Genomic DNA, 15,824 nt, shown 5'->3' on the forward strand with positions numbered 1-15,824 from the left:
ACATCCCTACAATGTTCAGCCCTAGACTCCCTTAAAGAGGTTTTTGCGTTTATGTTCAGCCTGACCGTCAGAGATCATATGATGATTGCCCACAGCTTTCGGGGCGAAATCTTCGGGCCCGCCCAGGCGCTCCATGGCGCCACTTATGTCGTGGATGTCACGTTTGAGCGACCGGAACTGGACAGCGACGACCTGATCGTGGATATCGGCCTGGCGTCGGAGGTGCTCAAGCAGGTGCTGGCAGATTTCAACATGAAAAACCTTGACGACATTGAGGCATTCCGTGGCCGCAATACCACCACCGAGTTCATGGCTCGCCAGGTGTTCGAGCGGCTGGCCGCGGCGGTCAAAGCGGGACATCTGGGCAGCACGGGCGCAGGCCTGACTGGAATGAAAGTAACCCTGGGAGAATCGCATCTGGCCTGGGCGAGCTTTCATGGCAGCCTGTGATGGCCAGGCTGTGCTAACCGTTCTTGTGCCGGGGAATCCGGACCAGAATACCGGCGGTTACCGCTACGTTGGCAGAGTGGTCAGCGCGTTGAATGAAGCCGGGCACCGAGCCCGGGTCATCGGGGTAGACGGGCAGTTCCCCTATCCAGACGCTAAGGCACTGGCGGCGGTTGACGAACAACTGGCAGGGCTGGCCGATGGGGCAATGGTGATCCTGGACGGTTTGACCATGGGTGGCATGCCGGAGGTCATTGAGCGCCATGCTGAACGATTGACCCTTGTTGCGCTGGTTCACCACCCGCTGGCGGACGAAACCGGCCTGGAGCCGGACCAGCAGGCCTGGTTTTTCCGCAGTGAGCAACGGGCTTTGGCTGCCGTGCGCGGCGTTGTTGCAACCAGCGACTACACCGCTGCCCGATTGGCGGATTTTGGTGTGCCTGTAAATCGGGTCAGGGTGGCTCGGCCCGGTGTGGACGCGCTACCGACCGATCACCCGGGGGCGGCCAGTGAAACGGAGAGCGATTCGGCAACCCTGGAATTGCTCTGTGTGGCCCACTTGTCGCCCCGCAAGGCGCAGCTTCAACTGGTGGAAGCTCTGGCTGGGCTGACCCGATCACCGTGGCATTGCACACTGATTGGTTCAGACCAGCGGGATGCAGAATACGGCGCCCGGGTGGTTGAGGCCGTTGCATCGCGAGGATTGCAGGGCCGGATAACGGTCGCGGGGGAACTTGACAGCCGTGCGGTTGAGGAAGCCTATCGGCATGCGGATCTTTTTGTTTTCCCCTCGCTGTACGAGGGCTATGGCATGGCCATCGATGAAGCGTTGGCGGCAGGCCTGCCCGTGGTCACGTCCGATGGGGGCGCGTTGTCCCGCGTGGCGGGCGCGCCCGGAGTCCGGACCTATCCAGCCGGCGATACCGATGCTTTGGCGGGCGTGCTGAATGAACTGCTCGCTCAGCCGGCACGGCTGGGCGCTCTCAGAAGGGACCTGGAGGCTGCTCCAGGCGGTGTGCAGACCTGGGAACATACAGCCGAGGCTTTTACGCAGGCCTTGGCGGAGCTAATCGGTGAGCGTGATGCCACCCTGTTCGATGCCGACTGGCTGGCGTTGCGCGAACCGGCAGATCACCGCGCCCGTGATCGCGCCCTGACCGAGCAACTGACGGGCTGGATGACCCGGCTTTACCGGGCCGATCACGCCCGGGCGCCGATAGCCATTGCCGATCTCGGCAGTGGTGGCGGCTCGAATGCCCGGTATCTGTCACCACGCATCGGGGTGCCTCAGCACTGGACCCTGTTGGATCAGGATGCCGAGCTGATGAGAATTGCCGAGGCACGACTCGCGTCCCTGAACGTGCCCCTGACGCCTGTGATTGCGGACCTGACGCCGGAGACATTGGCGCAGCACCTGCCGATGGATGCCGAAGTTATTTCCGCCTCAGCGTTGATTGACCTGGTGTCCCGAGACTGGCTGGAGGCATTGGTCGTCGCAGCAGTTGAGCGAAACGCGGCAGTGTTCGTGGTGCTCAGTTACGATGGTCATTTCAACCTTGCTCCGGAGCACCCCGACGATGGTCTGATACGGGAGTTGGTGAATGAGCACCAGCATGGCAACAAGGGCGCAGGTGCAGCGCTGGGGCCGGGCGCCACAACGGTATTGCAGCAACTGCTGGAGACTCACGGTTATCGGATATCAACCGGCCACAGCCCATGGCAACTGGAGGGGGGAGACGCGGAACTTCAGATCGCCCTGATGGACGGTTGGTGCGCTGCGGCAACCGAACAGGCGCCAGCGATGGCGGAGCGTATCAGGGGATGGCGGAATGATCGGCGACAACAGGCCGGGCGGGGTGAGCTCGCTGTCTTCGTCGGTCACCGGGACCTGCTGGCCCTCCCACCCGGGGCAAGACGTGGCTGAACAGGTCTCCCGGTCTGGCCCGCTGTGGCGTTGGGCAGCGACGGCATTGTTGCTGCTAGGGCTGCTGTGGTGGCTGGATGCGCCTGACCTGATGGCGGAGCTTGAACGGTTCCAGCTCTGGATTTTGGTGCCGGCGCTTGGGCTCACTGTGGTGCAGGTGTTGGTGTCCGCTTGGCGCTGGCGTTTTACCGCCCGATGCCTGAACCTTCAGCTGCCGCTGGGCGTCGCGGTCAAGGAATACTACCTCGCTACATTTCTGAATCAGGTCCTGCCGGGCGGTGTGTTGGGGGATGTGAACCGCGCGTGGCGGCACAGTCTCGACGCGGCCTCTCGCCTCGCATCGGTTCATGCAGTGGTCATCGAGCGATTATCGGGTCAGGTGGTGTTGGTCGCCCTGGCCGCTCTGCTGATGGCGGCTGCGTTCGTTTTCGGCGGGGAGGTAGAGGGGCGCCCGGGCGCTACCCCGACAGGGGCCGGAGCGATGGACGCCTCCCGCCTGCTGTTTGCTCTGGCGCTTTGCCTTGCAATGTTAGCGGCGGCCGTACTGATTTTTCGCACCCGCCTGTTGCGCTACGGACGCCAACTCGCAGGAGACGTCCGTGCTGCCCTGTTGTGTTGGCCAGTGTGGCTGATTCAGCTTGTTTCATCATTGCTGGTGGTGAGCAGTTATCTTGGTGTGTTCGCGGTTCTTGCATTCGGCGCGGGCTATCTGGTTGAGGACGGCTCGCTGTTGATGCTGCTCGCCCTGTGCAGCGGTCTGCTGCTCAGTATGGTGATTCCGGTCACCGTCGCCGGTTGGGGGGTCCGGGAGGGCGCTGCAGCGGTTCTCTGGCCCCTTGCCGGCTTGCCTGCCGAGCAGGGCGTTGCGCTGAGTATCGGTTATGGTCTGCTGGTGTTGCTGTCCAGCTTGCCGGGCGCGGTGTTTATCTTCAGTTCGGCGGCAACTGCTCGCTGAAATCAAGATCAAAAAGCATGTCGGAACCCAGGTTGACCAGTTGTGCTCGCGGGCGAAGGGCATCGGATAACAGATCGATCTCCGGCAGTGAGAATGCCGGCCGGCCACTGCCGATGATCATCGGGGCAACCATCACATGCAGACGGTCGAGCAAACCGGCATTGAGAAAAGCGGATACCGTCACCCCGCCACCCTCGACGAACACCTTCCTGAGACCGAAATCAGACAGCACCCGCAGTATGATAGCCGGCGCCGCGGGTGTGTCTGCGTGGGCGTCGCCAAGGCAGGGCACCTCCACAGGACCGGATTGCTCGAGCATTCGGGCCGCAGCGGCCTGCGACTCCGGGGGGCAGTAATCGCCAGCGGTCAGCCTCAGTGTCGGGGCTTCGCCGTCAGTGAACAGGTGATGATCCTGTGGGACCCGGCATTGACGGTCGATCACCACGCGCACCGGGTTGGCCCCGGATGTTTTCCGGACAGTCAGACGCGGGTTGTCAGTTGTGGCCGTGCCCGCGCCAACGATCACAGCATCGGATACTGCACGGATGCGATGTAGATGGGTTATGCCATCTTCACCATTGATGAAACGGGATGCACCGGTGACAGTGGCAATACGACCGTCGAGACTCTGGCCCAGTTGGCCGACCACACGGCAGCCTGAGGCGGCCGCCAATGGTCGACACAGGGGTAGAAAAATCTTCAGCAGGTTGCTGGCACTTTCAGTCGCCGGTCTCAACAGCCGCCAGTGGCTGCCATTGAGCTCCAGTGATGGCGCGTCATCGTCCGGCAATGAGAGTGTCACATTGGTGCGGTTGACTGCATCCAGCACCAGATGCCAGGCAGAGTGTGTATCGAGTAGTCGGGCAGCCATAGCGTATTCGTCCGTTGCCGATGGATTCAGTATAGGCAGATTGTGTATAAAGCTATATGTACGTTACATTTCCAGATTGATTCACTTTCATGGCTTTATTGCGGGACACCCGGACGGGTCTCCTCGGGCCAACCAGTGCTGACCAGGCTGAGGCAAAGCGCTATGCGGTACCTGCAATCCTTTCATCGACGCCTGCGGCAGATTCGCGAAAGAGGGCATTTGTCCCGGGAAGATGTGGCTCGCGTGTGTGGCGTCGATGAGCCGCGCGTGGCCAGCTGGGAAGCGGCTGATGTGAAACAGCGCAGCTATCCCGGTGTCACCGAGCTGCTTGATCTCTGTGTCCGCACCGATACGCCGCTTGAACATTTTCTGGATCTGGATGCGGCCAGTGACACTGGTCAGTTGCAGCTACCCGGTCTGGCATTCAGTAACAGCGATGACCTCGGCGTCGCCCTGGCGGAGCTGGAAAAGGAGTTGAACCGCGTTCAGATCTCGGAAGAGGAGGGCGAATTGCTGCGCCGGTTCCGCAAAGCATCCACTGAAAACCGGCGCATGATCCTGCAGATTCTGGGCCGGTGAACCGGCCCTTGCCTTACTTGCCTTGCTTGTAGATGTTCTCGTACACGTAATTGGTGGCTTCCACGAAGCCGTCGATGCTTCCGCAATCAAACCGTCGTCCCTTGAATTTATACGCCAGCACACAACCGTTTTTGGCTTGCTCGAGCAGGGCATCGGTGATCTGGACTTCGCCGTTCTTGCCTGGCGGCGTGCGCTCGATGATGTCGAAAATGTCCGGTGTCAGTATGTAGCGGCCGATGATCGCCAGATTACTGGGGGCGTCTTCCGGCGCGGGTTTTTCCACCATGTCGGTGATGCGGTACAGGCCATCTTTCATCGATTCACCGGCGATAACCCCGTATTTGTGGGTTTCATCCGAAGGCACCTCTTCGATGGCTACGATGGAGCAGCGGAACTGGTTATAGAGCTTGACCATCTGGGTGAGCACACCTTCACCGGTGCCATCTTCAACACAGAAATCGTCCGCCAGTACCACAGCGAAGGGATTGTCGCCGACCAGATTCCGGCCGGTAAGAATGGCATGGCCTAAGCCCTTCATTTCGTTCTGGCGGGTGAACGCAAACGAATTGTTTTCGATCAGCTCGCGGATGGACGTCAGCAGTCCCTCTTTTCCTGAGCCGGCGATCTGATGCTCCAACTCGTAACTGATGTCGAAGTGATCTTCGATGGCCCGCTTGCCGCGACCTGTGACAAAACCGAACTCGTGTATTCCCGCGTCAGCCGCTTCTTCCACGCCGTATTGAACGAGTGGTTTGTTCACCACCGGCAGAATCTCCTTGGGCATTGCCTTGGTTGCCGGCAGGAAGCGGGTTCCGTACCCGGCAACCGGAAAGAGGCACTTTTTGATCATAACGTTGGTCCTTATTTCTGCTGCGATGCTCGGCTTGATGTGAAAGGTCAGTCACGAAGTGTGCCAAGTGTAACCAAGTTGTTGGCCTAAATGGAGGCTCGGGTTCGGAAATGTAGAGATTGGTAAAACAGGGAACTCTGCAGATTCCAGTGCTGGCGCTTGATTTCTATAGAAAAAACTTTTAAATAACATTGTAACTGACTGTATTTGCGTCATATTCTGTTTGTAAATTTTGGCAACGGCCGGTGGATTTCTACGCCGTGATGCCATACATTCCCCCATGAAAAATAATTCAGATTCGCCGGCATTTCGTTAGCGCTGTAGCCGCCGTTCCATGGCAGGACTGTGTAAATTGAAATTTCACTTGTTAATCGCACTGTTGTGGTGCGCAGTCATTCAGCCCATCCAGGCCGCCGACGGTGGCACCTGGTCGCGTAATGGTTGGCAGCCTGACACCGACCCGTCCAGGGTTGGTGTGGACGCATACCGTGAGGAGCGGGAGCACTGGCTGCGATCACGATTGAAATTCTCTGGAAAAACGGACTTGAGCAGCGACGGCCGTGATGGTGCACTGGGCCTGTCGGCAGACAGCCTGATCGGTCAGCGGGATGCGATCGGTTTCAAATTCCGCGATTCCCGGTCCTACAAGGATGATACCGATTCCAGTGCCGCCTCCATCCGCTATCAGTTTCCGGCCGGTTCAAGTCAGTTGGAGGTTGAGGCGGGCAGTTCCCGTTACGACCATGCGGTCAGCAGCGGTTCGCAACGCTTTAACGCCGGGGGAGAATCCCGTGTGCTGGGTTTCGGCGCCAGCCGCTCATTGTTTTCACAGTTCGGTATGGACTTTGATGGTCTTGTCAGGCACCGCGGGCGTAATCATGTGTCATTCGAGGAAGACGAACGGGTGTCTGAATCCCGTTACGAGTTGTCCTCACTGGGACTTGAAGCCAGGGGTGGCCACGAATTGCCTGGCGGTCTGTTTGCCAGCACCCGCATCCACGCACTCAGCGGCCGTGAACGCTCCGCAACCGATTACCCACTGGATCACAACACCTCGGACGCCGGGCAGTTCTATAAAGTGGCCATGTCCGCGTCTGTCGAGCAGGCATTGTACCAATGGACGTGGCGGGTCAATGGCCGGTATCAGTTTGCCAATGAAGATTTGCCGGTATCGGAATACCTGACCGTAGCCGGCCCTTCCATGCTCACCGGGTTCAATGGTCAATCGGTGGCGGCGGTCCGTGGTGGCTGGCTTCGCTTTGATACCGTCAGCCCGCTCTGGCACATGCCTTTCACGGACGGTGTGCTGTCGAGTCTGAACGTTTCTTTGCTGCAGGGCTGGGTTCCGTATTCGGCCGTCCAGGCGGACCGCCACGGCATCGCCAGCGCGGGACAGGTGTCGCTGAAGATGCAGGGCAGGGCCTTCACCGCCAACGTCAGCGTGGGGCGGATGATCCGGGCCTCCACCACGGTGATGACCATGCCGGATCACCCGGACGTGCGCTTTTCGCTGTCCATGGGCATCTGACCCAACCAGGGTGCCCAGCCTTTCACCGTCCAAGCCTTACCAAGTTGTCACTTGAGAATCCGTTGGCTGCAGATGCTACATTAGTGATCAGGGGATCATTAATGGGAGCAGAACGCCATGGAGTCGGGCTCAAGATTACTTCCGTTGCTGCTACTGCTGTGCCTGTTATCAGCCACACCGGCTCAGGCGTTCGAATTCTCTCAGGTCGTCGAAAAGGCGAAGGCACTGGCTGCTGGCGATTACGCACCGCCACCTGAAGCGCCGGAATTTCTGCGAGATCTGGATTATCCCGACTATCAGTCGATCCGGTTCAACCCGGAGGACAGTCTCTGGCGTGGAGGTGGGTCACTTTTTCAGGTAATGATGGTCCCTCCCGGCAACGTTTATACCCACACTGTGCAAATCCATCAGATTGACGACAACGGCGTTCAGCCGGTGCCGTTCAACAAGGCGTCTTACAACTACCCCACCGCCGAGATGGCAAAGCGTGTGCCTGCGGATCTTGGCCATGCAGGGTTCAAGCTGACGTTTCCCCTCACCGGAGAATCCGAGCAGAACCAGTTTCTGGTCTTTGCCGGAGCCAGTTATTTCCGTGGTGTCGGTGCTGACCATCGGTTCGGGCTTTCCGCCAGGGGAATCGCACTGGATACGGGTCTGCCCTCCGGGGAGGAGGTGCCGTCGTTTGTGGACTTCTGGCTGGAGCGACCCGGAGGCGGAAGCAAGCGTATGCGGGTGTATGGGCTGTTGAATGGCCCCAGCGTTGCTGGCGCCTACCAGTTTGATATCCACCCGGGCTCAACCACCCGCATCGATGTCACTGCCGAGCTGTTTTTTCGTGAAGCGGTAGAGCAGCCGGGCCTGGCACCGCTCACGTCCATGTTCTATTACGGCGAAAATACCGGGCGGCCTGCCGGAGAATGGCGGCCCCAGGTTCATGATTCCGATGGCCTGCTGATTCACGACCAGGGCGTAGACGAGTGGTTGTGGCGCCCTCTGGTGAACCCGTCCCATCTTATTCTCACCTATTTGCAGGTTGACCGCCTGGGTGGCTTCGGGCTTATTCAGCGGGATACGATTTTCAGCGACTTTGAGGACGCCGAGGCTCGCTACGATCAGCGCCCCAGCGCCTGGGTCGCACCGCGCAACGGGTGGGCGGAAGGCGAGGTGGTTCTGGTTGAGATACCCACCGACTCCGAAACCAACGACAACATCGTTGCGTTCTGGAAACCGGGCGGAAGTACGACGGCAGGCGACCAGCACACGCTGGCCTACACCCTCAGCTTTGGTGGACCGGCCGTGGCCGGCCAGGACACCGGGCGCGCGGTGAAAACCTTTGTGGGCGATGGTAACCGCACCGGTGGTGGGGCCGTTGAGAATGCCTACCGGATCATCGTGGATTTTGCGCACGGGCCTCTGGATACGCTGAGGCCGGACGCTGCTGTCACCAGCAGCGTTAGCAAGGGCAGCAACAGTGACGATGCCGAAATAATCGAGCACTTTGTTGAGTACGTGGAGGCAGACAAAAGCTGGCGCCTGTCGATGCTGGTGCGACCGGGCACTGGTGATAACCCGGTATTTCGTGGCCAGTTGCTGCTGGATGAGAAGCCACTGACAGAAGTGTGGACCTATTCGCTGTCGGAGGCTGTCAGAAATGGAAGACCCGGGTCATGAGCGGCGGTGTCGCGGCGCCGGAGATTCTGTGTCAGCAGGCGCTGGAGCAGGTGTTGGCCTATCTGGCAGACGATGGTGTCGCGCTCACAGCTGACACTTGCCGACAAGCGCTATGCCTGGTGGAATCCGTGTTGGCTGAGAGCGCCGGGCCAGACCTTCCGGCCCGCTGTGTTGGTCGGATTTACGAACATTTCCAGCGCCCGGCCGATTCCATTCCGGCTGCCAATCCTCCACTGGCGCGGGGACACATCGGTTATGACTGACCCGGCAGGCTCAGAGGATATTCGGTCTCGGCGGCACTTCGGTAGCTGGCGAGGCGTCGCGACACTCAGGCGCCTGCTGCTGACAGTGTTGGTGGTCGGGCAAACGCTTATGGCCAGCTATTTTCTGCTCTGGATACTGCCATACCACGGCGGCACGCTGGTGGAGCTGGCGCTGTTGGTGGTGTTTGCGCTGCTCTATACCTGGATTGCGGTCGGTTTCTGGACCGCTATCCTCGGTTTTGTGATGAGGCTGGCCGGCGGTGATCGCTACAGCCTGCTCAAGCGGCATGGTGAGAACGAGCTGGAATCCACACCCCTGGCCAGAACCGCCATCATCATGCCGGTCTACCATGAGCCGGTGCACTGGACACTCAACGGTCTGAAAGCGGTGTACCAGGACCTGGCGCGCTCCGGTCAACTCGATCATTTTGACTTTCACATACTCTCAGACAGCCGCGATCCGAATGTCTGGCTGGAGGAGCAGGCTACCTGGCATCGGCTGTGTCAGGAGCTGGGCGCCGAGGGGCGGCTTTTCTATCGTCGCCGGCGGGTCAATCTGAATTTCAAAAGCGGGAATGTGGCGGATTTTCTCAGGCGTTGGGGCCGGCGCTATCGCTACATGGTGGTTCTGGATGCCGACAGCCTGCTCAGCGCAGCCACCATTACGCGTATGGTGCGTCTAATGGAGCGAGAGCCTAACGTTGGTATCCTGCAGACGGCCCCCACCGTGATCAACGCCGAATCCCTGTTTGCCCGGGTGCAGCAGTTTTCAAATCGCCTCTATTCCAACCTGTTTGCGGCCGGGCTTGCCGCTATCCAGATGGGCGACGCTGCATTCTGGGGCCACAACGCCATCATTCGCATAAAACCGTTCATGGCTCATTGCGGGCTGCGCAAGCTGCGGGGGCTCGGGCTGTTTCGCGGTCCCATCATGAGCCACGATTTTGTGGAGGCGGCCTACATGGGCCGGGCCGGCTATGAGGTCTGGCTGGAACCGGGGCTCGGTGACAGTTTCGAGGAGTCTCCGCCAACCCTGTCCGATGAGCTTGCCCGCGACAATCGCTGGTCCAGGGGCAACCTTCAGCACCTCTGGATTCTGCTCTTCGGTCGCCGGCTGCGCCTGGCCCACCGGATGGCGCTATTGAATGGTGTCATGGCCTACATGGCTTCACCGTTGTGGCTGGCGTTCCTGATTCTGACCACGGTGGAGGCGGTGCAGATGACGGTGGCCAGTATCGACTACTTTCCGGAGGGGCATCAGGGATTGTTTCCGCTCTGGCCGGAGTGGCGTCCGGAGTGGGCTCTGGGCCTGGCGCTGAGTACGCTTTCGCTGTTGTTTTTTCCAAAGTTTCTGGCCGTTGCCGATGCCATTATCCATGGCACAGCCCGGCAGTTTGGCGGTTTCCTGCGCCTGATTATCAGCGTGCTTGCGGAGATTCTGGTGTCCGTGCTGCTGGCACCGGTGCGGATGATGGCCCATAGCCGTTACGTACTGGGCGCCTTGTTGAATATTTCCCTGACCTGGGCGGGCCAGAATCGTACACAGGAAACCACCTGGCGGGAGGCCTTCGTGACCCAGTTTCCCGGCATGATGGTTGGCGCGGGCTGGTCAGCCTATGCCTGGAGCCTGGACCCGATGTTCTTTCTGTGGTCTCTGCCGGTGGCCATTCCATTGGTTATGGCGGCGCCCACATCGGTTTTGCTGAGTCGAGTCGGTGCCGGCCGAGCGCAGCGCAGAACGGGTTTACTGCTGATCCCGGAAGAACTTGCCCCGGTGCGGGTTCTGGATGATGCCCGCCAGGCCCGGAGTGAGCCTGATGCTCCTCCGGCGCTTACCGCCGTCGAGGCTGCCGTGGTGCGACCGAAGCTGAATCGTCTTCACCAGGCGCTGGCGCGCAATGATCGTCTCAGGAAGCGGGCGGAATTGCTTGAGCCACTGGTCGCACGGTGCGCCAGCGAGGGGCCAGCTGCCCTGTCGCGCGCCGAATTGAGCCAGTTGTTTCGGGACCGGACCTCGGTCGCCGAGCTGCACCACCTCGCCTGGCAGGCGCCGACAGACAGTTTCTGGGGAGAGCGTATAGCGCGGTTAAGCCGCCGCAGAAAACCGAGGAGCGTATGATGAACAGACGGGATCTGATCAAGGCGCTGGCAACCGTTGCGGGGGCCTACGCTTTGCCACTCTCCGCCCTGATGCTGAACCGTTCGGTTAAGGCGGATGAGGCCGGAGACACTCAGCCATTCAGTTACAGCTGGCTCAAGGGACACGCCCGCGCCCGTGCCAGAGAAGGCTGGCAGTCGGCGAAAGGGGATTTACCCCGTGCTTTGGCATCGCTGTCCTGGGATGACTACCAAGCCATTCGTTTCCGCCCGGAAAAGGCGCTCTGGCATGGCGAGGACAGCGCCTTTCGCGTTCAGTTGTTCCATCTGGGGCTGTATTTCGAGTCGCCGGTGCGCATTCACGAGGTCCGCAACGGACGCGCCCGGGAGTTGCCCTATCAGCCGGAATATTTCCGTTATGAGGGCGAGCAGCCGCTGGGTCGCTTGCCGAATGACCTGGGTTACGCGGGCTTTCGCGTGCACTTCCATACCGATGATAAACGCGATCTGGCCGCTTTTCTGGGTGCCAGCTATTTCCGCGCTGTGGGTTCTGACCGACAGTACGGGCTTTCAGCCCGTGGGCTGGCGATCAATACCGGGCTTGAAGGGGCGGAGGAGTTTCCAGAATTCACGGCGTTCTGGCTTGAAAAGCCAGCCGACGGCAGCGATCAACTGGTGGTGTATGCCCTTCTGGATTCTCCGAGCACAACCGGAGCCTATGCGTTTACGATGAATCCCGGGCGCAACATGGTAATGAGGGTGGATGTCGCACTGTATCCCCGCAGACCCATGGAAAGGGTGGGTATTGCGCCGCTCACCAGCATGTATCAGACCGGCGAAAATGATCGTCGTATGGCCTACGACTGGCGCCCGGAAATCCATGATTCGGACGGCCTGGCGGTGCTGAACGGGCAGGGCGAATGGCTCTGGCGGCCGTTGGTTAATCCGCGCTTTGTCCGGGTCAACAGCTTTGTCGACAATAACCCCGGAGGTTTCGGTTTACTGCAGCGAGATCGGGAGTTTGCCCATTATCAGGACGACGGTGTGTTCTATGATCTGAGACCCAGTGCCTGGGTCGAGCCTGAGGGCCCTTGGGGCGTTGGCAGTGTGCTGCTGGTGGAAATCCCCACCCTGGATGAAACGTTCGATAACATCGTCGCCTTCTGGAAGCCGGAAAAGCCATTGGAGCCCGGTCAGGAATATCTGTACGCCTACACCCTGACCTGGGGGGCGGAGCCACCCAACCGGCCAACGGAACTTGCAACCGTCAGGGCCACACGAACCGGGCTTGGAGGCGTGGTGGGCCAGAAAAGGCAGTATTTTTCCTGGCGATTTGCAGTGGACTTCGCAGGCGGGGCGCTGGCCATGCTTTCCGCGGATGCAGAGGTCGAACCGGTGATCACCGCCAACCGTGGCAGGACCGAGATTTCTTCTGCGCGGCCCCTCGCCTCTGGCAGTGGGTACCGGGCAATGTTTGATCTGGTGCCGGATGACTCGTTGGAGCCCATCGATCTGCGTTTGCAACTGAAGCTGGGAGACCAAGTGCTGACAGAGACCTGGCTCTACCAATACACGCCGCCTCCGGAAGAGGAGCGAGAGCTTTTCTAGTTCCGCATTGAGTGCGAGCACGCGTTGAAACGCTATCTGGTGTTGACAATCAGTGGTGCGGCCTCGAATGGATTGTTGACAAAAAGATCGGTCAGGCGTAGATTTCCGGCAATTAAAGTCATAATTGTTGACAAAAAATGCCTGAAGCCGTAATTCAAACCTATACCCGTGCCGATGAGGCTTTCGATTGTCTGCAAACAGCGATCGTGAAAGGGGATCTCGCACCCGGTGAGAAAATTGGTGAGGTGGAACTCTGTTCCCGCTTCAGCCTGACTCGCGGCCCTCTGCGTGAAGCCCTCGGTCGGCTTGAGTCCCGTGGCTTGCTGGTTCGCAGGCCTCACGCCGGTGTCAAAGTGGTGTCAGTCAGCACCGACGAACTCATGGAGTTGTACCGCATCCGTGAGGTGATGGAAGGACTGGCAGCACGCCAGGCCGCAGAACGCATGACCGACGATGAAATCACCGCTCTCCATACCACCCTCGACGCACACGAAGCCATCATCGAACAGGCTCACGGGCAGGCCTACTATCAGGCCGAAGGGGATTACGATTTTCATCACCGCATTGCCACTGGAAGCCGCAACGCCAAACTCGCGCAAATGCTGCTTGGTGATCTTTACTATATGGTCCGAATGTATCGTTACCGGCTCAGCACGGCCTCTGGCCGGCCGCACATGGCACTGGGTGAGCACCGTCGCATTGTAGAAGCGATCGCGCAACGGGACGGTGAACTGGCCGAGTTCCTGATGAAGCGCCACATTAATGCCGCCCGCCGTAATATTGAGCGAAAGATCGCCGAGGGCGGCTTGACCATCTGATTCCGTAGGCTGGATTTGCACCACGCGACATCCGGCAATGAATATTCCAACAGACAGAGAGGCCCAACACCATGTCCAGAAAACTCAGCCCGGGCGCCCGCTTCCGCAAGGCCCTGAAAGACAACGCGCCATTACAGATTGTCGGTACCATCAACGCCTATTCAGCCATGATGGCCGAGCGGGTAGGGCACCAGGCCATTTATCTGTCTGGCGGTGGCGTCGCAAACGCCTCCTATGGTCTGCCAGACCTCGGGATGACCTCACTGAACGACGTGGTTGAAGACGTCCGCCGTATTACCGCCGCCACCGATGTGCCATTGCTGGTGGATATTGATACCGGTTGGGGTGGTGCTTTCAACATCGCCCGCACTATTCAGCAGATGGAGCAGGCGGGTGCGGCTGCCGTTCATATCGAAGACCAGGTGGCACAGAAACGCTGTGGCCACCGACCGAACAAGGAAATCGTTTCCCAGGAGGAAATGGTTGACCGTATTAAAGCCGCTGTGGACGCTCGTGAAGACGACGACTTTTTCATCATGGCCCGCACCGATGCGTTCCAGAAAGAAGGCCTGGAAGCGGCGATTGAGCGCGCCAGAGCCTGCGTAGCGGCCGGCGCCGATGGCATCTTCGCCGAGGCGGTGACCGAGCTGGAGCACTATCAGGCGTTTGCCGATGCGCTGGATGTGCCGATTCTTGCCAACATCACCGAATTCGGCGCAACACCGCTGTATAACCGCAAAGAGCTGGCGGACGCGGGTGCTGACATGGTGCTGTACCCATTGAGCGCCTTCCGCGCGATGAACAAGGCGGCACTGATGGTGTACGAGAACATTCTGGAGAAAGGCGACCAGAAAGACGTCGTTGATCTCATGCAGACCCGCATGGAGCTCTACGATTTCCTGAACTACCACGATTTCGAACAGAAGCTGGACCAGCTGTTCCAGCAGAAAAAGGATTAAACCGTTGGTTGGATTAAGGCTGCGCCTGATCCAGGCTGCGAAGTAACAGACCGGACAAGCAGGTCGGATTGGCCGCAGGCGTCATCCGACAACCGAAACAAGATGAGGGGAGAAAGACCAATGGCTGAAGCAAAACAACTGAGTGGTGCAGGTCTTCGCGGCCAGGTAGCGGGTGTAACCGCACTGTGCACCGTGGGCAAATCCGGCGCTGGCCTGACGTATCGTGGCTATGACATTGCCGAGCTGGCGGAAAATGCCCAGTTCGAGGAAGTGGCGTATCTGTTATTGCGCGGCAAGTTGCCGAACCGTCAGGAGCTCGACGCCTACAAGAAAAAGCTTCAGAGCCTGCGCGGCTTGCCTGCAGCGCTGAAAACCGTGCTTGAGCAGATTCCCAAAGACGCGCACCCGATGGATGTCATGCGCACCGGTTGTTCCATGCTGGGCAACCTGGAAACCGAGCAGGATTTCAGCGAGCAGGACGACAAGATCGATCGCATGCTGGCGGTGTTCCCGTCCATCATCACCTACTGGTACCGCTTTGCCCATGAGGGTGTTCGCCTGGAAACCGAGAGTGATGTGGACTCCATCGGCGGTCACTTCCTGGAGCTGCTGCACGGCAAGAAGCCCAGTGAACTGCATGAGCGGGTGATGAACGTGTCGCTGATTCTTTACGCCGAGCACGAGTTCAACGCCTCCACGTTCACCGCTCGGGTCTGTGCATCCACGCTGTCGGATATCCACAGCTGTGTGACAGGCGCGATAGGCTCCCTGCGGGGCCCGCTGCATGGGGGTGCCAACGAGGCCGCTATGGCACTGATCCAGCGTTTCCAGACGGCAGATGAAGCGGAAGCGGGCCTGATGGGTATGCTGGAACGCAAGGAAAAAATCATGGGCTTTGGTCACGCGATCTATAAGGAATCGGATCCGCGGAACGCCATCATCAAGCACTGGTCCAAGAAACTGGCGGACGAAGTGGGAGACACTGTGCTTTATCCGGTATCCGAGCGCTGCGAAGCGGTGATGTGGCGCGAGAAGAAGTTGTTCTGTAACGCCGATTTCTTCCACGCCTCTGCCTACCATTTCATGGGCATCCCGACGGAGCTGTTTACCCCGATCTTTGTGATGTCGCGGGTATCCGGTTGGACCGCCCACGTTAAAGAACAGCGTGAGAACAATCGCATTATTCGCCCGAGTGCCGATTACACCGGCCCGGAACACGCGGAATGGTTGCCGATTGACAAGCGCTGAGGGAGT

Annotated in this window: 14 protein-coding genes; 12 read left to right on the top strand and 2 right to left on the bottom strand. The window is 59.5% G+C overall.

The window, feature by feature from the left end; genetic code table 11:
• The first annotated feature begins 51 nt into the window (after positions 1-51).
• The 3 genes from R0125_RS06440 to R0125_RS06450 are packed head-to-tail and all read left to right on the top strand — an operon-like array spanning position 52 to position 3,326.
• Positions 52-450 carry a 6-carboxytetrahydropterin synthase gene (locus R0125_RS06440; protein ID WP_317237563.1) on the top strand — a complete coding sequence of 133 codons (399 nt, stop codon included), beginning with the start codon at positions 52-54 and terminating at the stop codon, positions 448-450.
• A complete protein-coding gene (locus R0125_RS06445; protein WP_317237564.1) occupies positions 437-2,371 on the top strand; it encodes a glycosyltransferase in 1,935 nt (644 codons plus the stop codon). Before R0125_RS06440 ends, R0125_RS06445 begins: the two co-directional genes overlap by 14 nt.
• Positions 2,364-3,326, top strand: a complete 963-nt coding sequence (locus tag R0125_RS06450; RefSeq protein ID WP_317237565.1) for a lysylphosphatidylglycerol synthase transmembrane domain-containing protein — start codon at positions 2,364-2,366, stop codon at positions 3,324-3,326. Before R0125_RS06445 ends, R0125_RS06450 begins: the two co-directional genes overlap by 8 nt.
• On the opposite strand, the gene R0125_RS06455 is transcribed toward R0125_RS06450, so the two are convergent.
• Positions 3,301-4,197, bottom strand: coding sequence for a RibD family protein (locus R0125_RS06455; protein ID WP_317237566.1), 897 nt, complete (start codon positions 4,195-4,197; stop codon positions 3,301-3,303). The genes R0125_RS06450 and R0125_RS06455 overlap by 26 nt on opposite strands.
• A 162-nt stretch (positions 4,198-4,359) precedes the next feature.
• Between R0125_RS06455 and R0125_RS06460 the strand changes: the two genes are divergently transcribed.
• A complete protein-coding gene (locus R0125_RS06460) occupies positions 4,360-4,776 on the top strand; it encodes a helix-turn-helix transcriptional regulator (RefSeq protein ID WP_317237567.1) in 417 nt (138 codons plus the stop codon).
• Positions 4,777-4,789: 13 nt separating this feature from the next.
• Here the strand turns inward: R0125_RS06460 and galU are convergent, their stop codons facing one another.
• Positions 4,790-5,626, bottom strand: a complete 837-nt coding sequence (gene galU, locus R0125_RS06465; RefSeq protein ID WP_317237568.1) for a UTP--glucose-1-phosphate uridylyltransferase GalU — start codon at positions 5,624-5,626, stop codon at positions 4,790-4,792.
• 352 nt (positions 5,627-5,978) lie between these two features.
• Between galU and R0125_RS06470 the strand changes: the two genes are divergently transcribed.
• The 8 genes from R0125_RS06470 (at position 5,979) to prpC (ending at position 15,818) form a co-directional block, all read left to right on the top strand.
• The gene (locus R0125_RS06470) at positions 5,979-7,154 is read left to right on the top strand and encodes a ShlB/FhaC/HecB family hemolysin secretion/activation protein (protein WP_317237569.1); all 1,176 of its coding nucleotides are present in this window, start codon (positions 5,979-5,981) and stop codon (positions 7,152-7,154) included.
• A 117-nt stretch (positions 7,155-7,271) separates the two neighbouring features.
• On the top strand, positions 7,272-8,825 hold the full coding sequence (locus R0125_RS06475; protein ID WP_317237571.1) for a glucan biosynthesis protein G: 1,554 nt from the start codon (positions 7,272-7,274) through the stop codon (positions 8,823-8,825).
• Positions 8,822-9,088, top strand: coding sequence for a hypothetical protein (locus R0125_RS06480; RefSeq protein ID WP_317237572.1), 267 nt, complete (start codon positions 8,822-8,824; stop codon positions 9,086-9,088). The genes R0125_RS06475 and R0125_RS06480 overlap by 4 nt, the downstream gene beginning before the upstream one ends.
• A complete protein-coding gene (gene mdoH / locus R0125_RS06485) occupies positions 9,081-11,207 on the top strand; it encodes a glucans biosynthesis glucosyltransferase MdoH (protein WP_317237573.1) in 2,127 nt (708 codons plus the stop codon). The genes R0125_RS06480 and mdoH overlap by 8 nt, the downstream gene beginning before the upstream one ends.
• On the top strand, positions 11,207-12,793 hold the full coding sequence (locus R0125_RS06490; protein ID WP_317237574.1) for a glucan biosynthesis protein: 1,587 nt from the start codon (positions 11,207-11,209) through the stop codon (positions 12,791-12,793). Before mdoH ends, R0125_RS06490 begins: the two co-directional genes overlap by 1 nt.
• A 137-nt stretch (positions 12,794-12,930) precedes the next feature.
• Positions 12,931-13,611 carry a GntR family transcriptional regulator gene (locus R0125_RS06495; protein ID WP_317237575.1) on the top strand — a complete coding sequence of 227 codons (681 nt, stop codon included), beginning with the start codon at positions 12,931-12,933 and terminating at the stop codon, positions 13,609-13,611.
• A 71-nt stretch (positions 13,612-13,682) separates the two neighbouring features.
• Positions 13,683-14,570, top strand: a complete 888-nt coding sequence (gene prpB, locus R0125_RS06500) for a methylisocitrate lyase (RefSeq protein WP_317237576.1) — start codon at positions 13,683-13,685, stop codon at positions 14,568-14,570.
• 120 nt (positions 14,571-14,690) lie between these two features.
• Positions 14,691-15,818, top strand: a complete 1,128-nt coding sequence (prpC, locus tag R0125_RS06505; RefSeq protein WP_317237577.1) for a 2-methylcitrate synthase — start codon at positions 14,691-14,693, stop codon at positions 15,816-15,818.
• Positions 15,819-15,824: the final 6 nt, after the last annotated feature.

This window comes from Marinobacter sp. M-5 (assembly GCF_032911545.1).
Taxonomy (GTDB): domain Bacteria; phylum Pseudomonadota; class Gammaproteobacteria; order Pseudomonadales; family Oleiphilaceae; genus Marinobacter; species Marinobacter goseongensis.